25 protein-coding genes, 1 pseudogene and 1 riboswitch are annotated in these 22,444 nt (G+C 65.5%); of the genes and pseudogenes, 10 read left to right on the forward strand and 16 right to left on the reverse strand.

Translation table 11 applies throughout. The features are described from left to right. Positions 1-6 precede the first annotated feature (6 nt). The 4 genes from ACZI8R_RS08720 to ACZI8R_RS08735 are packed head-to-tail and all read left to right on the forward strand — an operon-like array spanning position 7 to position 2,739. A complete protein-coding gene (locus ACZI8R_RS08720; RefSeq protein ID WP_463379294.1) occupies positions 7-1,575 on the forward strand; it encodes a Na+/H+ antiporter subunit D in 1,569 nt (522 codons plus the stop codon). Beyond that, complete coding sequence (locus ACZI8R_RS08725; protein ID WP_463379176.1) at positions 1,572-2,144, forward strand: Na+/H+ antiporter subunit E; 573 nt, start codon at positions 1,572-1,574, stop codon at positions 2,142-2,144. Before ACZI8R_RS08720 ends, ACZI8R_RS08725 begins: the two co-directional genes overlap by 4 nt. After that, positions 2,144-2,401 carry a monovalent cation/H+ antiporter complex subunit F gene (locus ACZI8R_RS08730; protein ID WP_463379295.1) on the forward strand — a complete coding sequence of 86 codons (258 nt, stop codon included), beginning with the start codon at positions 2,144-2,146 and terminating at the stop codon, positions 2,399-2,401. Before ACZI8R_RS08725 ends, ACZI8R_RS08730 begins: the two co-directional genes overlap by 1 nt. Continuing rightward, positions 2,398-2,739 carry a monovalent cation/H(+) antiporter subunit G gene (locus tag ACZI8R_RS08735; protein ID WP_463379177.1) on the forward strand — a complete coding sequence of 114 codons (342 nt, stop codon included), beginning with the start codon at positions 2,398-2,400 and terminating at the stop codon, positions 2,737-2,739. Before ACZI8R_RS08730 ends, ACZI8R_RS08735 begins: the two co-directional genes overlap by 4 nt. Here the strand turns inward: ACZI8R_RS08735 and ACZI8R_RS08740 are convergent. From ACZI8R_RS08740 to ACZI8R_RS08765, 6 genes are all read right to left on the reverse strand, one after another. Continuing rightward, complete coding sequence (locus tag ACZI8R_RS08740) at positions 2,705-3,997, reverse strand: phosphatase PAP2 family protein (RefSeq protein ID WP_463379296.1); 1,293 nt, start codon at positions 3,995-3,997, stop codon at positions 2,705-2,707. The genes ACZI8R_RS08735 and ACZI8R_RS08740 overlap by 35 nt on opposite strands. A gap of 120 nt (positions 3,998-4,117) precedes the next feature. Then, on the reverse strand, positions 4,118-5,503 hold the full coding sequence (locus ACZI8R_RS08745) for a lipase family protein (protein WP_463379178.1): 1,386 nt from the start codon (positions 5,501-5,503) through the stop codon (positions 4,118-4,120). A gap of 225 nt (positions 5,504-5,728) precedes the next feature. Next, a complete protein-coding gene (locus ACZI8R_RS08750) occupies positions 5,729-6,853 on the reverse strand; it encodes a glutamate--cysteine ligase (protein WP_463379179.1) in 1,125 nt (374 codons plus the stop codon). A 102-nt stretch (positions 6,854-6,955) separates the two neighbouring features. Further along, complete coding sequence (sodC, locus tag ACZI8R_RS08755) at positions 6,956-7,645, reverse strand: superoxide dismutase[Cu-Zn] (protein ID WP_463379180.1); 690 nt, start codon at positions 7,643-7,645, stop codon at positions 6,956-6,958. Between the two features lie 74 nt (positions 7,646-7,719). Continuing rightward, the gene (locus ACZI8R_RS08760; protein ID WP_463379181.1) at positions 7,720-8,304 is read right to left on the reverse strand and encodes a LytR C-terminal domain-containing protein; all 585 of its coding nucleotides are present in this window, start codon (positions 8,302-8,304) and stop codon (positions 7,720-7,722) included. A 53-nt stretch (positions 8,305-8,357) separates the two neighbouring features. Then, positions 8,358-8,708, reverse strand: coding sequence for a nucleoid-associated protein NapA (locus ACZI8R_RS08765; RefSeq protein WP_463379182.1), 351 nt, complete (start codon positions 8,706-8,708; stop codon positions 8,358-8,360). A gap of 251 nt (positions 8,709-8,959) precedes the next feature. Between ACZI8R_RS08765 and ACZI8R_RS08770 the strand changes: the two genes are divergently transcribed. From ACZI8R_RS08770 to ACZI8R_RS08780, 3 genes are read left to right on the forward strand one after another with little or no spacing between them, the layout of a single operon-like run. Continuing rightward, positions 8,960-9,565 (forward strand): peptide deformylase, encoded by a 606-nt coding sequence (locus tag ACZI8R_RS08770; RefSeq protein WP_463379183.1) that lies wholly within the window; start codon positions 8,960-8,962, stop codon positions 9,563-9,565. A gap of 5 nt (positions 9,566-9,570) precedes the next feature. After that, positions 9,571-10,521 carry an N-acetylglutamate synthase, CG3035 family gene (locus ACZI8R_RS08775; protein WP_463379184.1) on the forward strand — a complete coding sequence of 317 codons (951 nt, stop codon included), beginning with the start codon at positions 9,571-9,573 and terminating at the stop codon, positions 10,519-10,521. Positions 10,522-10,555: 34 nt separating this feature from the next. Further along, positions 10,556-11,359, forward strand: coding sequence for an exodeoxyribonuclease III (locus tag ACZI8R_RS08780; protein ID WP_463379185.1), 804 nt, complete (start codon positions 10,556-10,558; stop codon positions 11,357-11,359). A 12-nt stretch (positions 11,360-11,371) separates the two neighbouring features. On the opposite strand, the gene ACZI8R_RS08785 is transcribed toward ACZI8R_RS08780, so the two are convergent. After that, positions 11,372-11,734 (reverse strand): GNAT family N-acetyltransferase, encoded by a 363-nt coding sequence (locus tag ACZI8R_RS08785; protein WP_463379186.1) that lies wholly within the window; start codon positions 11,732-11,734, stop codon positions 11,372-11,374. Between the two features lie 65 nt (positions 11,735-11,799). Beyond that, positions 11,800-12,150, reverse strand: a complete 351-nt coding sequence (locus ACZI8R_RS08790; protein ID WP_463379297.1) for a GNAT family N-acetyltransferase — start codon at positions 12,148-12,150, stop codon at positions 11,800-11,802. A gap of 158 nt (positions 12,151-12,308) precedes the next feature. Here ACZI8R_RS08790 and thiD point away from each other — a divergent pair, with 158 nt between their 5' ends. Continuing rightward, positions 12,309-13,151: a bifunctional hydroxymethylpyrimidine kinase/phosphomethylpyrimidine kinase gene (gene thiD, locus ACZI8R_RS08795; RefSeq protein WP_463379187.1), complete on the forward strand. Its 843-nt coding sequence runs from the start codon at positions 12,309-12,311 to the stop codon at positions 13,149-13,151. Between the two features lie 8 nt (positions 13,152-13,159). Here thiD and ACZI8R_RS08800 read toward each other — a convergent pair whose 3' ends face one another. The 7 genes from ACZI8R_RS08800 to thiO form a co-directional block, all read right to left on the reverse strand. Further along, positions 13,160-13,873 carry an adenylate/guanylate cyclase domain-containing protein gene (locus ACZI8R_RS08800; protein ID WP_463379298.1) on the reverse strand — a complete coding sequence of 238 codons (714 nt, stop codon included), beginning with the start codon at positions 13,871-13,873 and terminating at the stop codon, positions 13,160-13,162. 150 nt (positions 13,874-14,023) lie between these two features. After that, positions 14,024-15,475 carry a M20/M25/M40 family metallo-hydrolase gene (locus ACZI8R_RS08805; RefSeq protein ID WP_463379188.1) on the reverse strand — a complete coding sequence of 484 codons (1,452 nt, stop codon included), beginning with the start codon at positions 15,473-15,475 and terminating at the stop codon, positions 14,024-14,026. 142 nt (positions 15,476-15,617) lie between these two features. Next, entirely contained in the window at positions 15,618-16,412 is a 795-nt protein-coding gene (locus tag ACZI8R_RS08810) for an ABC transporter permease (RefSeq protein WP_463379189.1), read from the reverse strand. Continuing rightward, positions 16,412-17,353: an ATP-binding cassette domain-containing protein gene (locus ACZI8R_RS08815; RefSeq protein WP_463379190.1), complete on the reverse strand. Its 942-nt coding sequence runs from the start codon at positions 17,351-17,353 to the stop codon at positions 16,412-16,414. The genes ACZI8R_RS08810 and ACZI8R_RS08815 overlap by 1 nt, the downstream gene beginning before the upstream one ends. Positions 17,354-17,471: 118 nt before the next feature. Next, on the reverse strand, positions 17,472-18,224 hold the full coding sequence (gene thiG / locus ACZI8R_RS08820) for a thiazole synthase (RefSeq protein ID WP_463379191.1): 753 nt from the start codon (positions 18,222-18,224) through the stop codon (positions 17,472-17,474). Next, the gene (gene thiS / locus ACZI8R_RS08825; protein WP_463379192.1) at positions 18,217-18,462 is read right to left on the reverse strand and encodes a sulfur carrier protein ThiS; all 246 of its coding nucleotides are present in this window, start codon (positions 18,460-18,462) and stop codon (positions 18,217-18,219) included. Before thiS ends, thiG begins: the two co-directional genes overlap by 8 nt. Continuing rightward, positions 18,459-19,535 carry a glycine oxidase ThiO gene (gene thiO / locus ACZI8R_RS08830; RefSeq protein ID WP_463379193.1) on the reverse strand — a complete coding sequence of 359 codons (1,077 nt, stop codon included), beginning with the start codon at positions 19,533-19,535 and terminating at the stop codon, positions 18,459-18,461. Before thiO ends, thiS begins: the two co-directional genes overlap by 4 nt. After that, positions 19,533-19,641: riboswitch (TPP riboswitch) on the reverse strand. Its footprint overlaps the gene before it by 3 nt. Positions 19,642-19,661: 20 nt before the next feature. Between thiO and thiE the strand changes: the two genes are divergently transcribed. After that, positions 19,662-20,369, forward strand: a complete 708-nt coding sequence (gene thiE / locus ACZI8R_RS08835; protein ID WP_463379194.1) for a thiamine phosphate synthase — start codon at positions 19,662-19,664, stop codon at positions 20,367-20,369. A gap of 95 nt (positions 20,370-20,464) precedes the next feature. Here thiE and ACZI8R_RS08840 read toward each other — a convergent pair. Further along, positions 20,465-20,932, reverse strand: a pseudogene (locus ACZI8R_RS08840) (NUDIX hydrolase); the annotation flags it as partial. A 151-nt stretch (positions 20,933-21,083) separates the two neighbouring features. Here ACZI8R_RS08840 and ACZI8R_RS08845 point away from each other — a divergent pair. After that, on the forward strand, positions 21,084-22,439 hold the full coding sequence (locus ACZI8R_RS08845; RefSeq protein WP_463379195.1) for a hypothetical protein: 1,356 nt from the start codon (positions 21,084-21,086) through the stop codon (positions 22,437-22,439). The last annotated feature ends 5 nt before the right edge of the window (positions 22,440-22,444 follow it).

A 22,444-nucleotide genomic window follows, 5' to 3' on the forward strand; every position in this document is an offset into this window, starting at 1 on the left:
GTGCCGATGCTCGCCGCCGCGGCAACCCTGATCCTCGGCCGTCAGCCTCGGATTCAGCGCATCATCACTCTGATCGCGCTGATCACCGTCGTAGCCGTGTCGTGCATGCTGCTCGTCCTCGCCGACAAGTACGGAGCAACCGCGGTACAGGTCGGTGGTTGGGATTCGCCGATCGGCATCACGCTCGTCGTCGACAGGCTGTCGGCGATCATGCTGGTGATCTCCTCGATCGTCTTGCTCGCGGTCATGGCGTACTCCGTCGGCCAAGGTATTCACGACGGCAGCGAGGCTCAGCCGGTCTCGATCTTCCTGCCCACCTATCTGGCGCTCACTGCCGGTATCTCCAACGCCTTCCTGGCGGGCGACCTCTTCAACCTGTACGTCGGGTTCGAGGTCCTGCTCGCGGCGAGCTTCGTGCTCCTCACCCTCGGCGCGAGCGCCGACCGAGTACGCGCAGGCGTGTCCTACGTGATGGTCTCGATGGTGTCGTCGCTGATCTTCCTGGCCGGCATCGCCTTCGCCTACGCGGCAACCGGAACGTTGAACCTCGCCGACATGGCGTTGCGGCTCGACTCGATCCCCTCGGGAACGCGCACCGCGATCTTCGGGGTGCTGCTGGTCGCCTTCGGAATCAAGGCTGCGGTCTTCCCACTGTCGACGTGGCTGCCCGACTCGTATCCGACCGCGCCCGCACCCGTGACCGCTGTGTTCGCCGGTCTGCTCACCAAGGTCGGTATCTACGCGATCATCCGAGCGCACACCCTCCTGTTCCCGGGCGGTGAACTCGACACCGTTCTCATGGTGTGCGGCCTGCTCACGATGCTGGTGGGCATCTTCGGTGCGATCGCTCAGTCCGACATCAAACGTCTGCTGTCGTTCACCCTGGTCAGCCACATCGGGTACATGGTGTTCGGTGTCGCGCTCTCCACGCAGGCGGGTCTGGCCGGAGCGATCTACTACGTCGCGCACCACATTCTGGTCCAGACCACTCTGTTCCTGGTGGTGGGTCTCATCGAACGGCAGGCCGGCTCGGCCTCGCTGCGACGCCTCGGCGGTCTCGCAGCGGCGAGCCCGGTGCTCGCCATCGTGTTCCTCGTGCCGGCTCTCAACCTCGGCGGCATTCCCCCCTTCTCCGGTTTCATCGGGAAGGTCGCGCTGGTCCAGGCCGGCGTCTCCGACGCGAGCGTCCTCGCCTGGCTTCTCGTGGGCGGCGGCATCGTCACCAGCCTCCTGACGCTGTACGTCGTCGCGCGTGTGTGGACCAAAGCGTTCTGGCGAGCGCGTGCGGACGCGCCCGAAGGTGAACTCGCGGACGTCAGCCCCTCCGCTCTGCTCGACGAGTCGGAAGAGGACATCGCATTCGTCGACCGCGAGGACGTCGGCAAGGTGCCGACCCTCATGCTGGTACCCACCGTTGCCCTGGTCGTCGTGGGACTGGCCATGACCGTCTTCGCCGGACCGTTCATCGACATCAGCGAACGCGCGGCGCACGATCTACGGGATCGAACGAACTACATCGAAGCGGTCCTCGGCGAGAACGCCGTGCCCGGTGGACAAGCGGAGGCACCACGATGAATCGCGGACACCTTCGCCAACTCGGTCTCCTACTGTGGCTCACCACGGTGTGGGTGCTCCTCTGGGGCAACGTGAGTATCGCCAACATCGTCGGCGGGCTTGCCGTGTCGGCATTGATCATGGTGCTGCTACCGCTCCCGAAGGTCCCGGTGGAGGGGCGCATCCATCTGCTGTCGCTACTCCAGCTGATCGGCCTGGCGATCTGGTACGGCGCACAGTCCAGCGTGCAGGTGGCCTGGTTGGCTATACGACCGAGTCCGCCGCCGGTCACCGGGGTTCTGCGCTACCACCTGAACTTCAAATCGGACCTGGTTCTCACCCTGTGCGTGGACGTCATCAATCTCATTCCCGGAACGATGGTCCTGGAGATCGATCAGCCACGCCGCATCGCCTACATCCACGTTCTCGACGTCGGCTCCGAGAAGGCGGTGAACCACTTCTACACCACGATCGGGCAGTTGGAGCGGCTCTTCGTCGCCTCGTTCGAACGCGACGCCGACTGGAAGCCGAGCCCATGGCACGAGGCGGAGCCACCGGACGAGGGCGCGGAACTGAAGGAGGAGAAGTGATCGCAATCGTCGCGGCGGTGTCGGGAGTCATTCTCGCTCTGGCCGCCGTACTGACCACTTTCCGGCTACTCGACGGGCCCGGGTCGTTGGACCGACTCGTCGCTCTCGACACCCTCGTCGCCGTTGCGATGTGCGGGCTCGCCGTGTGGGCCGCCTACAGCGGCGACACCACGATCGTGCCGTCCATCGTGGCGCTGTCACTGGTGAGCTTCATCGGTTCGGTAGCCGTCGCACGATTCCGGGTGAGTGACAAATGAGCACCGTACTGGACACCATCGGCGCAATTCTCATGCTGGCGGGCTCGTTGCTCGCCTTCACGGCCGCAGTGGGCATCGTCCGATTCCAGGACACTCTGCGGCGCATGCACGCAGCCACCAAGCCGCAGGTGATCGGCCTACTGCTCGTACTGATCGGTGCGGTGGTGATCCTGCGGGGCAACGTCGACATCTGGATGTTGATTCTCGCGTGCATCTTCACCCTGTTCACCGCTTCGGTCATCGCGCACCGAGTGGGTCGTGTCGTCTATCGCGAGCAACGCAGCCAGGACGGTCTCGACATGATCAACGACTGGGAGAACCCAGAGCGTCGTCCATGATCGGCTCCGCGACTGCATCGCCACGGCCGCCCCACGACGCGAGCGGCGTGTCCGGCCTGGCGAAGAACGTCGCGTAGAACGCCAGGCACATCGCCAGCAGTGCGCCGAGAACGAGTGGTCCGGCCACCTCGGGCAATGTCGCCATCGGCACCGCAAGGTAGCGGTAGCTCAGCAGCAGCGCCGCCAACGTGAAGGCTCCACCGGCCACCAGACGAATCCGGAACCATCCCCATCCTCGTTCGGGATCGCGCAGAGCCGACTCGAGAGTCAGGGTCAAGACTGCACCCGCAACCAGATCGACACCGTAGTGGTAGCCGAACCCCAGCGTGGCGGTGAGCGTGCACACGAGCCAGAACGTCCCGCCCGCTCGCACCGCCCAGTGGCCGCGACGCGAATGGATGAACAGGGCGAGTGCCCAGGCCGTGTGCAGACTCGGCATGCAGTTGCGCGGCGTCACCCCGTCGAACGGGATCGGATGCGGTGAGAGATCTGGTGGGGGTACGAGAGTGGGCCAGTAGTCGCTGACCTGGAAGCCCTGGCCGTCGGTGCCGAATGCGAACACCGGCCCGACCACCGGGAACAGCACGTAGAACAATGGGCCGACGAGGCCGATCAGCAGGAAGGTGCGCACCAGATGGTGCGAGGGCCAGCCGTTGCGGAGTTGGTAGAACGCCACGGCGATGGCCGCGACCGGAAGTTCGATGTACACCCAGTGCAGAACTCCGTACCCGACCGGGCCGAGCGCATCCACGAACTGCCCCATGTACCAGGACGGACTGCCGAGCGCGTGATCTGCCAGTTGTACGTACTCGTCCAGCACCATCGGGCCGGCCATGATCGTCACGTTGAGCCACGCGTCACCGAACTTGGTGGCGATGATCAGCAGTGCACCCAGCCCGACGCCCTTCAGGGCGTCTCTACGACGGGCACCCGTCAGCTGCCAAGCGGCGAACACGCCGACCCCGGTGAGTACCCAGGTCGCGCCGTTTCCGATGGTCAGCGGGCCGCCTGCGAAGTAGCGCACGGCCGCCACGACGATGTCGATCCCAGCAGCCGTCGACAGCGCAACCACCCGCTGACGCCCCGTGAGACCGACCATCGCCAACGCCAGGCCCGCCCACGACACCGACGCGGACTTGGGAGTGGCGATGTAGTCGCGAACGAGGCTTTCGAGCGGACCCTGAAAACCTCGGGCCGCCGCCAGCACCTGGACAGCGATCAGCACCAGTCCGACCAAGCCCAGCCCGGAAACGAGAATCGCCCGTCCGGTGTATCCCCCACGCGACCGTGACTCGGCCACCCTGTCCATCAGCACCGATCAATAGTAAACGCCAGGTGAACGGTCTATGGACAAGCCCTGGTGATCAGGTGTCGCGGCTCACCCGCACTCGCTCGGCGCGGGTTCACCCTGGAGCCGTCGGTCGATCCAGTCCCAGGCTTCCGGCAACCCGGTCAATGCCCCGATCATGTGTTCTCCGGGCGGGAGCCGCAATACCGACGGTGTGCCGAGCGAACACTGTTCCGTATAGAGATCGGTTGCCATCACCGAGGGAACCCAGAATTCTTGTGCGCCGTTGTACACATACATCGGTGTGCCGTAGGCGATCCCCTTCATTTTCGTCTTGGAATAAAGTTCGTGTGCGAAATCCGATTGGAACGGGTCGCCCATGTTGGACAGCAATTCGACCGGCACCGGAAGTCCGCCCAGCATCGCCAACGGAATCGTGCAGAGATCCCTGAACACAGGAGCTATGTGAAGCGCCGGATTGTTCACCTTCGTGAACATGTCCGGGTTCTCACGAGCCACACCCAATCCGGCGGCGACAAACAATCCCTTACCGAGATTCAGCAGTCCACCCGTCATACTCCCGACCAGAACTTCGAAATCGATGGGGGTGCCGCCGAGTGCTGCTCCCTTGATCGAATCCTTCAATTCGGGAGCATAGGAATCGATGAGTTTCGCCGCACCGTTCGTGGCGATGGCTCCGCCCGAATACCCGGTCATCACGACGGGGCTTTCTGCGAATCGGTCGTCCATCGCACGCATCGCCCGCAGCGAATCCAGCACGACGTGCCCTGCCGTGGTGGGCTCGGCGTACGCCATTCGCGGGCCCTCGTGATCGGGTACGAGGACCGCATATCCCCTCTGAGCGGCGAGCAATGTGACGGGCGGAATGTAATCCGTCGGATTGGTGGTGATCGCGACGCCGTGCGCCATCGTGTACCCGGGCGTGCAGACCCTCCCGAGCGAGTCGATCGGAACGTTGTTCACCACCACGGGCCTATCACCCTCACCAGTCCATTCGGCGGCGGGGACGATCAGGGACGCGGTCCCGAACGACGGATTTCCGGCGGCGTCCTCGGTACGAAACTTGACCTGATCCACCCTCTCCACCGGGGCGCCGACGAACGGGGCCGACGTGGCGGTGATGTCACGCCGGTCCAGGATGGTCCCCGGCGCCTGGTCTACCAGACCTTCGGGATACTGATCGAAGAACGGATCCCCCACGTCGGCAGGCACCACCGAGGCGTAGAAGTTGCCCAGTCCTGCGTCACGGGCGCGTCCTGGCGGCAGTTGCGCCACCGGAGGCCCGACCGCCCCGGCCGGTGACGAATCGGGGGGCGGGACCAATCCGTCGATCACGGACTGTGGGGAGTCCGGAAGCGGCGGCGCGCCTGGAAACACCGGCTGAGCCGATGCCACAGCGGGAGAAAACAGTCCGAAAGCGATGAACAATGCGACAGGAATACACAATCTCTTCATGGCTCGGCTCCGTCCTGATATTCACGGTGCTCGGCTTGTACATGTGTCTGCGAATTGTCGATTCTTTTGATACTGAGACGCCATTGTCTTTCAATTGCCGATCGGTGCCACCAGAACGATAATCGCACCGCTCGGTATGATTTCGGGTCATTTACTCGACCAACTGCGGTCACATTTGTGCGGCGAACACACCGATTCGTGTATCGATCAGGTCACCGAAACAATTCAGGAACCGAGTTCTCCGACCAGAGAATCCACGACCGCGACCAGATCGCCGTCGTATTCTTGCGCGACTTTCCGCTGGCGCTGATACGACGCACCTCGCCGTGGAATATCCGCAACGGACGCGAGTTCGTCTTCACATCCCAACCGGACGGCGACCGGACGCAACCGTTCCAAAAGATCGTGCAGGTCGTCGGTCACCAAACGCTCGTTGCCGGCCTCGTCCAGAATGATCTCGGCGTCGAGCCCGTACCTCGCGGCCCGCCACTTGTTCTCCTTGACGTGCCAGGGCTGCATGTTCGGCAGGTTCTCCCCTGCCTCGAATCGCCGATCGAGATCGACAACGAGGCAATGAACGAGCGCGACGAGTGCGCTCAATTCGCTCCGCGACGAAATCCCGTCGAAAACCCGGACCTCGATGGTTCCCCACTGCGGCGCCGGACGAATGTCCCAGTGCATACCGCCGATCTTGGTGATCACGCCGGTTTTCATCTGGTCCGCGATGAAGCGCTCGTATTCCGTCCAATTGGGAAACTGATACGGCAGACCGGCAGTGGGGAGCTGCTGGAACATCAGCGCCCTGTTGCTCGCGTATCCGGTGTCGACCCCGGCCCACATGGGCGAGGACGCAGACAGAGCGAGCAGGTGCGGGTAGCGCTGCAGCAGCGCGTTGAGGATCGGAAACACCTTCTGAGGGGAGGAGACCCCCACATGAACGTGCACGCCCCAGATGAGCATCTGGCGGCCCCACCACTGGGTGCGTTCGATCAGTTCGTCGTAGTCCGGTGTGCGGGTGACGAGTTGACTCGACCACTGCGCGAACGGGTGCGTTCCTGCGGAGATCAGGTCGACACCGAGCGGATTCGCGGCCCGTCGCAGCAAACCGAGAGACTCGTCCAGGTCCCCCATCGCCTCGCCGACGGTGGAGTGGATACCGGTGACCAGTTCGACGGTGTTGCGCAATAGTTCCTTGGTGATTCGCGGGGTGTGGTCACCCGCGAGCTCGGCCACCGAATCGAAGACCTCGACTGCAGTATTCGACAGATCGCGGGTGACCCTGTCTACCAGCGCGATCTCCCACTCGACACCCAGCGTCGGACGCGGCGATCCGGGAAAGTGAACTACCACTTGCCGATCAAACCACACCCGTTCCGTCGACGCGGAGCAGAACGCGTGAGCGTTCGATCACGTCGGCAGACCGGGTGTGGTCGGGTCGAAATTGCTTCTCGATCAGCTTCCGGCGATGACGCCACAAGCGACACGGCCACCTGCGTCACCGGTGCTCAGGGTGTCCTGATCCGGCGCGGGTGCGTAACGCGTGGGGATGTTGCCGAAGTTGTCCGCATTGGCGTGGATCATCACCGCGGTGCCCTCGCCGCCGTTGCGCAGATCGTCGATCGTGAGGGTGTCCGTGACGGTGGTCAGGTGCGCGCTGCCGTCCTTCAGTGCCTCGATCGAGGTGAGGTCGCCGCTGGCGGGGTGACCCTCGTGGCCTTCCGCCTGGTAATGACCGCCCGCGGAGAGGAAGTTGCCCGGCTCGCCACCCGACGGTGCGACCGAATTGGGCTCGCACTTGGCAACCGAGTGAATATGGAAGCCGTGGAATCCGGGGGTCAGGCCCTCGGCGGTCACATCGATCTTCACTCCGCCGTCGGCATCGCTGAAGCTGACGGTTCCGACCTCGGCCCCGCTGGGGTTCTTCAAGGTCGCAGTCAGGTCGCCGCTGCCCGATTCGCTCTCGGCGCCATGCCCTTCGCCGCCGTGCGCTTCGGGATCAGCGGCCCCGGTCCACACCGGAGGGGTGGTGCCCGGGATATCGCTGGGCTCCTCGTTGTTGCTGCACGCGGTCATACCCAGTGCGGCCACAGCGACCATGGGGGCGACGACACGCCAGGACATGCGACGGGTGGAACTCGACATCGAACCGCTCCTTTGAGGTGGCGAGGAAGTGCACATGATCATAACCGTGAACTGTCGGAACCGACCGGTCCGGTCTAACCGCCCTCGGTGACGATCACTATGACGCCGGCAGCCGAGTCGGCGATCCCCGGGAATCGCGGTTCGGCGGTGACGCCCAGCTCCGACGCGATCGCTGTTGCCGCCTTCTTCTCCGCCGCGCCGGTGCCGTAGTACACCGTGGTCTTGGAGATCGTGCCCTCGCTGTAGTTGCCGGTCTCTCCGACGTTCCAGCCGGAGCCGGTGAGTTCACTGGCAGTGTCGCCGGCAAGGCCCTGGACGTTGCTGTTGTTGAGCACGCGAACCGATATCGCATCCTTGTCGGCCTGCGCAATCGATGTCGTCGCGCCGGACGTGGTCGTCGAAGCACCCGAAGTGGTCGAGGTCGCGCCGGCCCCACCTGCAGCAGCGCTACCCGAGCCCGGGGCTCTCGGTGTCGTCGTGGCGGCGCGTGCCGGCGCAGACGTCGTCGTGGTCGCGGGAAGAGAGGGCGCCGCCTCCTGCGAATCCGACTTGCCGAGCGACGCGAAGCCGAGACCGGCGAACAGAATCGCAAGAGCAATCAGCACCATGGCGAGTGCGCGCAGAGGCGGACCGGAGGAGGCGGGTTTCTGAGTGCTCACCTGGACGACCTTAACCGTCGGGTGCGAGCGGACCGGTCATCCGGGCGAATCACCTACGTGACTTCGAATCCGAGACGCCGGGCGGCACGTGCCTTCTGCCGACTCGCGCGGAGCCGACGCAAGCGCTTGACCAGCATCGGATCAGCGGCCAAGGACTCGGGACGATCGACCAGTGCGTTGAGGACCTGGTAGTAGCGGGTGGCCGACATGTCGAAGAGTTCCTTGATGGCCTCTTCTTTGGCGCCTGCGTACTTCCACCACTGACGTTCGAAGGAGAGAATGTCGTGCTCACGGCGGCTGAGGCCGTCCGCGCCCACGTCGTGCATCCCCGCAGCGTTCACGCTGCCGCCGGCAATGTCGTTGTTGTCTGACTGGTTCTGACTACGCGCTGTTGCGCCGTCCATGTCACTCCTCGACTGCTAGCTCTCGCTCGCATTCAGCGATACCACGTTTCCCCCGACTTCCCGGTCGCGTGGCCGACCGAGACCGAATTACACCTATGTGCTTCGGCGACCATTCAACCACGATGAACCCCGGACGTGGCGGCAACTCGGCGGGGCGCGCCGCTATCAGCAGCAGAAATGGATATTCGTCACACCCGTCGGCGCCGGGACGATTGCACCCTCGATCGGTCTCCCGATTATCCTCGACAGCCATGGCCATTCTTCCCATCCGGATCGTCGGCGACCCGGTCCTGCACGAGCCGACCCAACCGGTAACCGAGTCTCCCGCGGAACTCGCCGAACTGATCGGCGACATGTACGAAACGATGGACACCGCCAACGGAGTCGGTCTCGCAGCCAACCAGGTGGGAGTCCCGAAGCGCCTGTTCGTGTACGACTGCCCCGATGCAGACGAGAACGGCAGGACTCACCGCCGACGCGGAGTCGTCGTCAACCCTGTTCTCGAAACCTCGGCGCGCCCCGAGACCATGCCGGACCCCGACGACGACGAAGAAGGCTGCCTGTCCGTTCCGGGCGAGCAGTTCCCGACGGGCCGGGCCGACTGGGCGAAGGTGACCGGTACCGATGCCGACGGCAACGACATCACGATCGAGGGCCACGGATTCTTCGCCCGGATGCTCCAGCACGAGGTGGGGCACCTCGACGGCTTCCTCTACGTCGACATGCTGATCGGCCGAAACGCCCGCGCCGCGAAGAAGACGATCAAGCGCGCGGGCTGGGGTGTGCCCGGCCTCAGCTGGGTTCCCGGCACCGTCGACGACCCGTTCGGTCACGACGACACAGACGAGGACGACTGAAGCGCATGTCCTCCGACGTCCCACTCGGCAGCCGGGTGGTTCTCCGGTACTCGCTGCCGCCGGGTTCCAGCCACCCGATGACCGACGTAATCGGAATTCTGGACAGCCTCGAACCGTCCGTCGTCGTGCTCGGTGCCGACGACATCGTCACCGAGGTCGAACCGGACCGGGTGATCGCGTTGAAGGCGCTCGCACCGCGCCCGATCCGCACCAGCGAGATCAGGAATCAGGAACTGGCCGCGGCCGACGGCTGGCCCGGTATCGAGTTCGAGTGGATCGACGGCTGGCTGTGCCGATACGGCCACGGGTTCACCGGCAGGGCCAACTCGGCCGCGCCGCTGGGTGAGCCGGGTACGGTCGCGCCCTTGGACGAGTCCACCGTGGCAAGGCTGCGAGCCTGGTACGCGGACCGCGACCGTCCGCTGCGGCTGTTGCTGCCGGACCGGCTCGCCCCGGTTCCGGAAGGCTGGAACATCAGCGACGAGGTCGTCGTGATGGCCGCCGACATCGATAATCTGATTCTCCCGCCGGGCGAGCGGGTCGCCACCATCGATCCGCGTCCGGATTCGGACTGGCTGGCGCTATACCGCTATCGCGGCAGCCCGCTGCCCGATTTCGCGGTGGACGTCCTCGCCTCCGTACGCGGCGGCAAGCTCGCGTTCGCACGTATCGGGACCGAGGACTCCGCGCTGCTCGCAGTCGCTCGCGGTTCGGTCACGCCGGCGCACGACGGTTGCATCTGGGTCGGACTCACGGCCGTCGAAGTCGCCGAGGCTCACCGCCGGAACGGCCTCGGAACGCTGATCTGCGGGGACATCGTGAAATGGGGACACGACCGCGGCGCAACGCACGCCTGCCTGCAGGTTTCCGCGGACAACGAGGGCGCCCGCGAGATGTACCGGTCGATCGGATTCGTCGATCACCATCGCTACCGGTATGCCACCGAACGTGACTGAAGGGCGTGTCGGACGGTCCGACTAGTCTGGCCGCGTGCGTATAGCTACCTGGAACGTCAACTCCGTCCGCGCCCGTACCGATCGCATCGTCGACTGGCTGCAGCGAACGGACACCGACGTGCTCGCGATGCAGGAAACCAAGTGCAAGGACGAGCAGTTTCCGTTCGAGCGGTTCACCGAACTGGGATACGAGGTCGCACACGTCGGCCTCAGTCAGTGGAACGGCGTCGCTATCGCATCCCGAGTAGGTCTCGAGGACGTGCAGATCGGCTTCGAGAATCAGCCGGGGTTCCACAAAGACCCCGAGGCCGAGCAGGCCCGTGAAGCTCGCGCGATCGGAGCTACCTGCAACGGCGTGCGCATCTGGAGCCTGTACGTCCCCAACGGCCGCGATCTCACCGACCCGCATTACACGTACAAGCTCGACTGGCTGGCCACACTGCGAGACGACGCAGAAGCCTGGCTGAAGGCCGACCCGAACAGCCAGATCGCCCTCGTCGGCGACTGGAACGTGGCGCCCACTGACGAGGACGTGTGGGACCCCGCGTTCTTCGACGGCAAGACGCACACCTCGCAGCCCGAACGCGACGCCTTCGACGCGTTCCTGCAGGGCGGGTTCAGTGATGTGGTCAGGCCCCACACGCCCGGTCCAGGGGTGTACACGTACTGGGATTACACCCAGCTCCGCTTCCCGAAGAAGCAGGGTATGCGCATCGACTACGCGTTGGCCTCGCCTGCACTGGCGGCACGCGTCGACAAGGCGTCCATCGATCGGGACGAGCGAAAAGGCAAGGGTGCCAGCGACCACGCTCCCGTGATCGTCGACCTCGGCGACTGACCTAGATGCTCGTCAGTCGGTGACGAGGATGTCGGCTTCCTCCGGGTGCTGGGCGACGTATCGCTGTACGTAGGTACAGATGGGGCGCACTCGCCATCCGCTGATGCGGGCGGCCACGAAGGCCTTCCGGACGAGAACCGCTGCCATGCCCTGGCCGCCGTACTCTTCTTTGACCACGGTGTGCATGAAGGCGACCACTTCACCCGGCTTCGCTGTGAAGCCGGGAATGTCGTCCTCGTCGCGGTACCCGAGGATGCCCACCAGATCGTCGCCGAGCCACATGTCGAAGCGCTCGTGCGCGGGGTTGTCGACGACCAGCAGGTCTGCAGCCGTCCGACCTCCCGACAGGCCAATACTCTCCGAAATGTGATCCATGACACCCATGGAACCAGCACTCGGGCGGCTGCGCCACCACAATCTTTCGGCTCGACTCCGAATCGTCACTTTCCCTTTGCCGAACGGGCCGGACTCGACAGCGGTACGACCACATCGCGGTACTCGCGATGGTCCGACAGGAATCGCTGAACGTACGTGCACACGGGCTTGACGCCCCACCCGTATTCGCGAGCGAGATCCAGCGAATGCCCGACGAGAACGCCCGCCAGACCTCGGTGTCCGAAATCCTCGACGATCACCGTGTGCATGAACGAGACCACCGGCCGCCCCTGAGACGGCGGATCGCTCATGTCGAAGTAGCCGAGGATGCCGACCAGGTCGCCGCTGAGCCTGAGTTCGAATCGATTCTGGTCACGATTGTTCGTGACATCGACGTACGCCGAGTCGAGCATCAGACCTCCCCGGGACGCCGCCGTGACCGAATTGTGATACACGCCACTCTTTATACAGAGGTCGGCCGGGCGGTGTCAGGCGTTCCGCAATAACCCCTGTGAGTGGTCTGCGAGTCCCTGGACTCGTCAGCCGCTCGCAGAGGGTGGGTAGGGTTCTGTGTGTGAATTTGCTGCCCTTGACGCCCGATGGCCGGACACCGGTTCGGGCCCTCACCATCGCCGGAACGGACTCCGGAGGTGGTGCCGGAATTCAGGCGGACTCGCGCACCATGGCGATGTGCGGAGTCCACGCCTGCGTGGCGGTCGCCGCGGTGACCGTGCAGAACTCCGTCGGAGTGAGCGGCTTTCACGAGGTCCCGCCGGATGTGGTGGCCGCCCAGATTCACAGCGTCGTCGAAGACATCGGCGTGGGCGCCGCCAAGACCGGGATGCTGGCGTCCACTGCCATCATCGAGGCGGTCGCCGCAGCCTGCACCGAGGTGGGCATCGGCAAGGACCTCGCAGTACCCCTCGTGGTGGATCCGGTGTGCGCGTCGATGCACGGCGACCCACTACTCCATCAGGAAGCGCTGGACGCGGTCCGCAACACCCTGATCCCCATCGCGACCGTCGTCACCCCGAACCTCGACGAGGTACGTCTCATCACCGGCATCGAGGTCGTCGACGACACGAGTGCCCGCAAAGCCGCCGAGGCCTTGCACGCACTGGGCGCGAAGTGGTCGATCGTGAAGGGCGGACACCTGCGCACTTCCTCGACGAGCACCGACCTGCTCTTCGACGGCAACGAGTTCCTCGAGTTCAGCAGCCCACGCATCGACACCGGAAACGATCACGGCGGTGGCGACACTCTTGCTGCCGCGATCGCGTGCGCGCTAGCCAACGGACAGTCGGTTCCGGATGCCGTGGCTTTCGGCAAGGAGTGGGTGACGAAGTGTTTGGCGTCCTCGTACGACCTCGGCGCCGGTCACGGGCCGGTGTCGCCCCTGTGGAGGCTTCACCAGTAGAACGACCGTCAGTCGCGCAGACGCCAGATCCCGAGGTCCTCGGGAACCCCGCTCGGCTGCGCCGCGAAGAAGGCCCGTCGCCAAGGTTTGGTCGTGACACCCAACCGCTCGAGTGTCCCGTGCTGCAGGGCACTCAGAGTGGTGGACGACGCCATCACCTTGCCGTCGCCGCCGAGTTCCATGATGCGGGCAGCGACGTTGACGTCGACACCGAGCCAATCGGCGCCCACTTTGCGCGGGGACCCCGTGTGAATTCCGACCCGCATTCGGGGCCGGTAGCCGTCGATCTCCACGCCTGCCAGTGCGCCGCGCGCCACGAACACCGACTCCATGGCACGGTCCGCACTGGGAAAGACGGCCATGATGCCGTCACCCATCCTCTTCACGATCTGGCCGCCGCGGTCGAGCATCGGTGTCTCCACCACTCTGGCGACCTCGCGCAGCAAGTCGAGTGTTGCCGAATCCCCGGCAGGCAACGACCAACTGGAGAAGCCGACTAGGTCGGTGAAGACGATGGTGACCTCCGCGGTCCCGTGTCCGCGCCCGGTCCGCTCCAACAGCGCCTGCCACAACTGGAGAGCGCCGAGGCCGACCTCCCTCGACGCACCCGGCTGATCGTCGAGCACCCGGTCCGCGATACGAGCCACGGCCCGAGCGCTGCCGGGGCCGGCGGTCGACAACGGATCTCCGAAAGCGGGGTCGCCGGGCAACGCCCTACGCATCCGTCGGAGTCCGTCGACAAGGGGTCCGTGTCCGTTCACAGCAGATGCCCAGGCGGTGACCGATCGCTTCGGGCGCGTAGGAGGATCGCTTTCGTCAGGGCCTGTCGGATCCTCGCTCACGAGCGTGAGCGTAACGCAGAGTCACACGATTCACTCCCCTGCGCGCGCCTTCTCACGCTCCGGGCCGACCGGCACACCGTTGGGCCCACCCAGATCCTGGGCGTAGGCGCCGACCGCATAGGCGACCGCAGCCGAGTTCTGGGCCAGAGCTTCTCGATCGACGTTGGCGAGGGTGTCGTCCTTGCTGTGGTACGTCTTGTCGTAGGCCGTATCCGGAGTTCCGCCCCACTTCTCGGCCTGCTCCGCAGTCTTCTTGTCGTCCGCTCCGCTGAACACGCCGCCCGCAGGGATCTTGGCCTCGATAAAGGGGCCGTAGTCGGACCGACCGTCGAAGTCGGTTCCGTCGACGGCGATGCCCTTGCTCTTCAGGTAGTCGACGAAGGTGCGCTCGATTCCGGCCGAACCCTCGGGCCCCGGGCCCTCGCCGACCACATCCGAGTCGTCACCGTCGTAGGCGAGGTAGCCGGCGTTCTCCGAACCCAGCATGTCGAAGTTGAGGTAGAGGGCGATGTCCGCCTTCTGCTCGGGGCTCAGGCTCGAGGTGTAGGCCTCGGAACCGAGCAACCCCAGTTCTTCTGCGCCCCAGAAGGCGAAGCGCACGGCGTTCTTCGCGTCGGGGCTGCCGCCGAGCTGCGAGGCCGTCTCCAGGGTCGCCGCGACACCTGTTCCGTTGTCGTTGATTCCGGGGCCCTCTGGAACGCTGTCGAGGTGCGCTCCCACCATGACCACGTCGTCGGTGGCTCCGGTCTTGGTCTGCGCGATCACGTTGCGCGCCTTCGCGGATTCGGTTTCGGTTTCCAGAGTGAGCGTGACCTCGCCGGCCTCGGCGAGCGCCGCACCGTCGGCCATGCTCACACCGCCGGTGGGAACCTTCCCGGCGTCGGGGTCGCCGAGGGTGCCGCCCGTCATCGGGCCGTCCTCGTTGTTGACGACCACGACCGCTGCCGCACCGCGTTCAGACGCCACCTGTTGCTTGGCCGCGAACGGGCAGACGCCACGATCGACCAACACCACGGCGCCGGTGACATCCACACCGTCGTAGTCCGTTGCCTCGCAACCTGGGGTGTCGTCCTTGGGGGCGGGCACGACGCGCGCGGTGAGCCCGTCGGGCCCGGTCGAGGGCGAGTACGCGAGCGCCTTCACCTCGATGTCGCGGTCCCCGGCGCGCAGCGCCTCTTTCTTCACGTCGAATCGGTGGAACTCGAACTCGGGCGTCTCGACGTCGAAGCCCTTGTCCCGCAAGGTCTGAGCGACGTAGTCCACGCTGGCGTCGTAGCCGGAGGTGCCCGCGGCGCGATTGCCGTCGTTGTCGGCCGCGATCTCTTCGAGCTTCTCGAGATGACTCACCACGGGATCGACGGTGACCGAATCTGCCAGCGCCGTGGCGTTCACCGGCTCCGATGATTCGCCGTCTTCCGACGAGCATCCGGCGAGCACGAGTGCTCCGGCCACACCAACAGTCAAGACTCCCCGTAGTCGCATCGGCCGATGCTAACGCACAAAGACCGGTGGGCCGGTGCGAATGGTTTTCGCACCGGCCCACCGGCTCTCGTCTTCCCGAACTGCCTGTGCAGACCTCCCGACGAAACGACCTGCACAGGCAGGGATGACGAAGAACTGTAACTCAGGCGTCGCGCTTGTTCACCGAGATCACTGCTGCGCCGAACACCACGGCGACGAACGCCGCGAAGTACAGGAGGCTGCCCCACGGTCCCCAGTGGAAGTCGATGCCCTGGGGAGCGCCGAGGAAGTGATTCATGTTGGCGAAGGGCAGGAACGGCTGGATCTCGGTACCGAACTTCCCGAACAGCCCGAACAGGCTCTCGATCAGCAGCGGCCACAGCAGGAGCAGAGCGATCGCACCAGCCGACTGCCGAACGAGTGCGCCGACGCCGACTGCGAGGATCACGGCGAGCAGCGCATAGATCGGCACACCGTAGATCGCGCGCCAGGCATCGCCACCGGACAGCGTGAGCGCGGCCCCAGCTTCATCGCCTGCGGTCGCCTTGGCGATTGCGTAAGCACCGAAGGTCAGCACGAGCGTCAGCAGCGCACCGAACACACCGATCAGGCCGGCCTTCGCCGCCAGGACCGAGCCGCGGTTGGGAATGGCCTGGAACGTGGTGCGGATGACGCCGAACCGGTATTCACTGGTGACAGCGAGCGCCGCGAGGATCATCAGAACCAGCACACCGAAGCCGGACACACCGCCCACCGCATCGGCGAGCGTGGGGAGGAACGGGTCGTAGTCCGGCTTCTCTCCCGACGCCATCTGGTCGTTGAACGAGTTGATGCTGGCCTTCGCACTCAAACCGATGACGGCTGCGAGGCCGAGACCTAGAACCACGATGATGGCCGTGCACCACCAGGGCGACTTGGTCGTCGTGAGTTTGATTCTTTCCGCTTCGAGAACAGCCATCAGAGTGCACCCCTCATCACGTCTTCGACGCCTTCAGCGTGGTACTGCACGTCGTCTCCTGTCAGCTTCATGAACGCGTCCTCGAGCGAGCCGCGCTGATTCGCGAGCTCGTGCAGGACGACGCCCTGCGAACCGGCAATCGTGCCGATCGCCTCGGTGCTCGAGTTGAGCACCAGCAGTGCGGGTACCTCTCCGGATCCTTCGTCGCGGACGGTCAGACCCTGCGACGTCAGCGCACTACGCAGCACGTCCAACTGAGGGCTGCGTACGCGGACAGTCGACTCCGAGGCCATGTCCACGAATTCCTGCACCGAGGTGTCGGCCTTGAGCCGGCCACGTCCGATGACGACGAGATGCTCGGCGGTCAGTGCCATTTCGGAGAGCAGGTGGCTGGACACGAGGACCGTGCGACCCTCTGCAGCGAGACGCTGCATGAACTTACGGATCCAGACGATGCCCTCGGGGTCGAGGCCGTTGACCGGCTCGTCGAACAGCAGGACCTTGGGGTCACCGAGCAGTGCACCGGCCAGGCCGAGGCGCTGCGACATGCCGAGCGAGAATCCGCCGGCCTTCTTGCCCGCGACGTCGGTCAGCCCGACGAGGTGAAGGACCTCGTCGACACGGCTCTTGGGAATCGAGTTGGCTGCGGCCATCCATTGCAGATGAGCGCGCGCGGAGCGGTTCGGGTGAACCCACTTCGCATCGAGGAGGGCACCGACGGTACGAAGGGGCTGTTTCAGCTCGCCGTAGGTTTTGCCGTCGATGAGCGCGGTTCCGGCGGTCGGCTTGTCCAACCCCAGGATCATGCGCATCGTTGTCGACTTGCCTGCACCGTTCGGGCCGAGGAAGCCGGTGACGATGCCCGGCTTCACGGTGAACGTCAGGTCTTCCACGGCCTTCGTCTGCCCGAAGGTCTTGGTCAATCCGTTGACTTCGATCATGACGACAAGAATGCCGGACTCGGCATGTCCGCACATCGGCCGACGGGATGTTTCGCAGTAGTACTGCGGTACCACCCGCACCCTGACCGGTACCCCGGTCGGCGTCCCCGAGTACCCCCTAGGACGACGCCTGGGCCCAGAATCGCTTCGGAATCCGGCCCGCGTGACGTGCCTGGTGACCTGCGACGACCGCATTGCGCATCGCGGAGGCCATCAGGGATGGATCGTTCGCTCGGGTGACGGCGGTGGCGAGGAGGACGGCGTCGCAGCCGAGCTCCATCGCCCGAGTGGCATCGCTGGCCGTGCCGATGCCGGCGTCGAGGATGACGGGAACCTCGGCGGCCTCCACGATCATCTCGATGTTGTGCGGGTTCGCGATGCCGAGCCCGGTGCCGATGGGCGACCCGAGTGGCATGACGGCGGCACACCCGACGTCCTCGAGACGTTTCGCGAGAACTGGATCGTCGGTGGTGTACGGCAGCACCACGAAGCCGTCGTCGACGAGCTGTTCGGCTGCCCGCACCAGTTCGATGGCGTCGGGCAACAGGGTGCGTTCGTCGGCGATCACCTCGAGCTTCACCCAGTTCGTCTCGAGTGCCTCGCGGGCCAACTGCGCCGTGAGGACGGCTTCGGCGGCGCCGCGGCACCCTGCGGTGTTGGGCAGCAAGGCGATATCGAGGCGTCGCAGCAGGTCGAGCACGCCGGTGCGGCCCGCAGCATCGACTCGGCGCATCGCGACGGTGGTCAGCTCGGTCCCGGACGCGACGAGTGCCTCTTCGAGTACCGCGAGGTTCGCCGCGCCGCCCGTGCCCATGACGAGACGCGAATCGAATACTCGATCCGCGATGGTGAGCTTGCCTGGATCAGCCACCCTGGACCGCCGTGAGCACTTCGATCTCCCAGCCACGCCCCACGGTCTCCGCCCAGCGAGCCCTCGAGAAGACCTCACCGTTGACGGCGACGGCCACGCCCTTGGTGGGCAGGTCCAGTCGTTCGAGCAGTTGGAGGAGTGTGATCGGCTCGGCCAGGTCGTGGTCCGTGCCGTTGACGCTGATACCGATGGGAATCGTCATCCCTCCGACGCGTCCCACACTCTGCTGTTCACTCATCCCCACACCTCATTACGTTCGCCGAATCGTTCGGGATTCGCGCCTGCCGCCTCCACGAGCGCCTCCCCGTCCAACAGTGCCACCGCAGCATCTGCGGTGACCGGTGTCAGCAGGATGCCGTTGCGTCCGTGCCCTGCTGCCACCACAACACGATCGGACAACCGACCGATCAGTGGCAAGTTGTCCGGCGTCATCGGTCGTAGACCGGCCGCCGCTTCCTTCAGCTCGTACTCGCCGATGGCAGGCATCAGCGTCTCCGCATCCGCGATCAAGTTACGAACTCCACTCACCGTGACCTGTGTGTCCTCGCCGGATTCGTACTGGGTCGCTCCCAGGACGATGCCGTCCGCCCGCGGGACCAGGTACGCCGGACGGCCGTGGACGGTGCCACGAATGGTACGTCCCGGAGCGGGTGTCACGCCGGGACGTGACCCCAATCGAAGGATCTCGCCCTTCACGGCGCGTATCGGCAGCGACGGCCAGAGCGTCGGTGACGCCAGCCCGGAGGCGAGGACCACCTGATCCGCGTCGAGATCCCGAAGATCACGTACGTTCTCCGGCACGAATTCGACGCCGGCGCTGCGGGCATTCTCCCGAAGCGCGCGGAGCAACAAACGGTTGTCGACCGCGAGTTCCGAATGCGCGAGCAGCCCGAGTCGCACCTTGGGGCCGAGCATCGGTTCGAGCTCACGGATTCTCGTTCGGTCGACAATTTCCATGTCGTGGCCCTGTCCACCGACCCATTCCGCGATGGTGCGGAGATCGCCGGCATCGGCCGAATCGAGAGCCACCGTGAGCGAACTGGTCGACGTGAACAGCGAGACGTCGGCGCCCACCTCGAGTTCTTTACCGAAATCCGGCCACCGATCGAGAGATGCCGCGCCGAGCGCGAGCACCCTCTCCTCGCCGGGCCACCCCTCGGAGAGTGGGGCGAGCATCCCGCCCGCGACCCACGAGGCACCCGAACCGCTCGCACTGTCGTGGACACGGACGGACCAGCCACGCTGAGCAGCTCGCCACGCGATGGCGAGTCCTATGACACCGCCACCCACTACGGCCAACGACCTGGCCATCGATCCACCTCACTTCCTGCGCCGGCATGATCCGGGTCAGGTCTGACGGTCGGGCCGGCGTGGCCCCTCTCAGCCCCGCGATCCTGGGACTCCCGTGGTAACTGTTACTCCCCAAAGGTTACCGTCATGGCTGTGACCCGCCCACACCGCAACGACATGAACCGCCGCACCCGGCTCGCCGCTTCCCGGTTGTACCTGTGCACAGATGCGCGACGCGAGAAGGGCGACCTGGCCCAGTTCGCGGAGGCCGCGCTCGCGGGTGGCGTCGACATCATCCAACTTCGCGACAAGGGCTCTGCAGGCGAACGCGAGTTCGGGCCCATGGACGCGAAGGACGAACTGATCGCGGTGTCCGTACTCGCCACCGCGGCCCGCAGGCACGGCGCGCTCGTCGCGGTGAACGATCGAGCCGACATGGCGCGGGCCGCCGACGCCGACATCCTGCATCTCGGTCAGGGCGATCTGCCTGTGCCGTATGCGCGGGACGTCGTCGGACCGGACGTGTTGATCGGGCGCTCCACACACAACCGCGCGCAGGCGAGCCTCGCCGCCATCGAGGACGGCGTCGACTACTTCTGCACCGGCCCGCTGTGGGCCACGCCCACCAAGCCGGGCCGCAGTGCCGCCGGTGTCGACCTGGTTCGCTCCACTGCGGACGCACAGCCCACGCGCCCGTGGTTCGCGATCGGCGGCATCGACGAGGAGCGCCTACCGGAGGTACTCGAGGCCGGTGCCGATCGAATCGTGGTGGTCCGCGCCATCACCGCAGCCGCCGACCCGCAGGCGGCAGCGCGGTCTCTCAGCGAAAAACTGCGGAACAACGCCGGTTTGTGAGCCGCTGCCGAACGAATGGAACATTCGTCCGATCTGACTGGACGGGCGTCGCGTTCGTCCCGGGTAGGTCAGTGATCGACGCCCGACACAGGCGGAATGCGCAGCATCATCTCTCGTAGTTGCGGCCACGCGGCCTCGAATCCGGGGTGCAGCGGCAGCGACGTGACCTCGTCTTCGCGAACCCACCGGAGCTCCGTGCTCTCCCGGTTGGGAACGGTGTCGAGTTGACGCACGGCGTCGGCGATCACGGTGGTGTAGCTCCAGCCGCCGTCGACTCGCATGGTGACGATCTCGTCGCGCACCGTGATGCCGTCGCCCACGATTCCGGTCTCTTCTTCTGCCTCGCGTACGGCGGCGTGAGTCGTGGTCTCGTGGCTGTCTCGAGCACCGCCGGGCAGCGCCCACGTGCCGCCCTGATGGCTCCACACCGCGCGGTGTTGCAAAAGCACCGTCAGGGAACCGTCCTCGGCGGGGGCCCGCAGCAGCAGTCCCGCGGCGCCGTGCTTGCCCCAGTGACGACTGCCGTCCGGGCCCGTCGCCCAACCGTCACCGTCACCACGCATCGACTTCCCCTGTCCGACTTCGCGCATCTCTCAGCAGTGCCCACACCCTAGCGGACCTCGGCGATCTCGCCAGAGGACACAGGATCGCGAGTTCCGACGATTCCTGCTTATATGCTCCCAGTGAGGCGGCCGAACGAGAGGGGGTGCGCCCATGGTTCTGCGTGAGGCACCGTCGATCGAGCCGCACGGCAACGAAGCCGTGTCCACAGACGACGAGCCAGGCGACCCCACTTCGCTTCGTCGACGCGAACTCCGTGCCTTTCTGTCCTCCACACCCGCACGGCTCACCGCGCTCGGCACCGTGCTCGTTCTGCTCACGCTCGCAGCCGGCGTCGTCACCGCCACCTCCGTCGAGAACAGGCAGTCCACCCTCGAGACCTCGCTCGCCGAGACGGAACCGCTGGCGAATTCGGCGCAGGATCTCTATGGCGCGCTTTCGGTCGCGGATGCCGCCGCGACCACGGCGTTCATCTCCGGTGGAATCGAGCCGGCAGACGTCCGCGACCGGTACACCCAATCGGTGGGTGTCGCCTCCGCTCAGCTCGTGTACGCGGCCGCCGGCCTCGCGGACGACGACGCGGACAGCCGACGCCTGCTCGCCTCCATCTCGAGCGACTTCACCGTGTACACCGGTCTCGTCGAAACGGCGCGAGCAAACAACCGCACCGGGCACCCCGTGGGGGCCGCCTACCTGACGGAAGCCTCCACGCTGATGCAGACCGGACTGCTGCCGATGGCACAGGACCTGCACGCCCGGCAGGAGGCGAACGTCGCCGATACTCAACGGGACTTCTCGCAGCCGCCGTGGACGGCGATCGTGCTGCTGATCGTGGCGCTGATCGGTCTCGTCATCGGGCAGGTGCTCGTCGCCCGGCGAACGCGCCGAACCTTCAATCTCGGACTGATCTCCGCTTCGGTCGCAGTCGGCCTTCTACTGGTGTGGTTGCTCGCCGCCGGACTGCTGTCCTCGATGGACGTGCGGCGCGCCCTCAGTGACGGAGCCGAGCCCCTGCACGAGTTGACGACCGCCCGCATCCTCGCCCAGCAGGCGCGCGCAGAAGAGACCTTGAAACTCGTGCGCCGCGACTCCGACGGCAACTACGACGACGTGTACGGCGAGAAGGCGCAGCGGCTCACGACCACCCTCGAGAATTACGTCGACGCCGATCTGGGGGTGAGCGCGGACGATGCGGAGCGCGCGATGTCTGCGCGCACGTCGTGGGCACAGTCCCACCAACGCATGAACGCAGCTTTCGCAGAGGGCGACTTCGAGACCGCTGCAGACATCACCGTCGGCGCGGGTCCGGACAAGTCGGCCGCCCAGTTCGCCGTGGTGGACGAGGCTCTCACGGACGGAATCGTCGAAGCCCGTCACGAACTCCGATCAAGACTGGCTTCGGGATCGGACGTTCTCACTGCCCTGTCCCCCGGCGCGTTGGTTCTGGCGGTCATCGCTTTCGGTGGAATCATCATCGGCTTGTGGCCACGTCTGCGGGAGTACCAGTGACCCGA

The sequence above is a fragment of the Rhodococcus huquni genome (assembly GCF_055231055.1).

Coding starts and splice junctions, on each gene's coding strand:
- ACZI8R_RS08720 (WP_463379294.1), top strand. CDS start 7: ATGCTCGCCGCCGCGGCAACCCTGATCCTCGGCCGTCAGCCTCGGATT.
- ACZI8R_RS08725 (WP_463379176.1), top strand. CDS start 1,572: ATGAATCGCGGACACCTTCGCCAACTCGGTCTCCTACTGTGGCTCACC.
- ACZI8R_RS08735 (WP_463379177.1), top strand. CDS start 2,398: ATGAGCACCGTACTGGACACCATCGGCGCAATTCTCATGCTGGCGGGC.
- ACZI8R_RS08745 (WP_463379178.1), bottom strand. CDS start 5,503: ATGAAGAGATTGTGTATTCCTGTCGCATTGTTCATCGCTTTCGGACTG.
- sodC (WP_463379180.1), bottom strand. CDS start 7,645: ATGTCGAGTTCCACCCGTCGCATGTCCTGGCGTGTCGTCGCCCCCATG.
- ACZI8R_RS08765 (WP_463379182.1), bottom strand. CDS start 8,708: ATGGACGGCGCAACAGCGCGTAGTCAGAACCAGTCAGACAACAACGAC.
- ACZI8R_RS08770 (WP_463379183.1), top strand. CDS start 8,960: ATGGCCATTCTTCCCATCCGGATCGTCGGCGACCCGGTCCTGCACGAG.
- ACZI8R_RS08775 (WP_463379184.1), top strand. CDS start 9,571: ATGTCCTCCGACGTCCCACTCGGCAGCCGGGTGGTTCTCCGGTACTCG.
- ACZI8R_RS08785 (WP_463379186.1), bottom strand. CDS start 11,734: ATGGATCACATTTCGGAGAGTATTGGCCTGTCGGGAGGTCGGACGGCT.
- ACZI8R_RS08800 (WP_463379298.1), bottom strand. CDS start 13,873: ATGCGTAGGGCGTTGCCCGGCGACCCCGCTTTCGGAGATCCGTTGTCG.
- ACZI8R_RS08805 (WP_463379188.1), bottom strand. CDS start 15,475: ATGCGACTACGGGGAGTCTTGACTGTTGGTGTGGCCGGAGCACTCGTG.
- ACZI8R_RS08810 (WP_463379189.1), bottom strand. CDS start 16,412: ATGGCTGTTCTCGAAGCGGAAAGAATCAAACTCACGACGACCAAGTCG.
- ACZI8R_RS08815 (WP_463379190.1), bottom strand. CDS start 17,353: ATGATCGAAGTCAACGGATTGACCAAGACCTTCGGGCAGACGAAGGCC.
- thiS (WP_463379192.1), bottom strand. CDS start 18,462: ATGAGTGAACAGCAGAGTGTGGGACGCGTCGGAGGGATGACGATTCCC.
- thiO (WP_463379193.1), bottom strand. CDS start 19,535: ATGGCCAGGTCGTTGGCCGTAGTGGGTGGCGGTGTCATAGGACTCGCC.
- thiE (WP_463379194.1), top strand. CDS start 19,662: ATGGCTGTGACCCGCCCACACCGCAACGACATGAACCGCCGCACCCGG.
- ACZI8R_RS08845 (WP_463379195.1), top strand. CDS start 21,084: ATGGTTCTGCGTGAGGCACCGTCGATCGAGCCGCACGGCAACGAAGCC.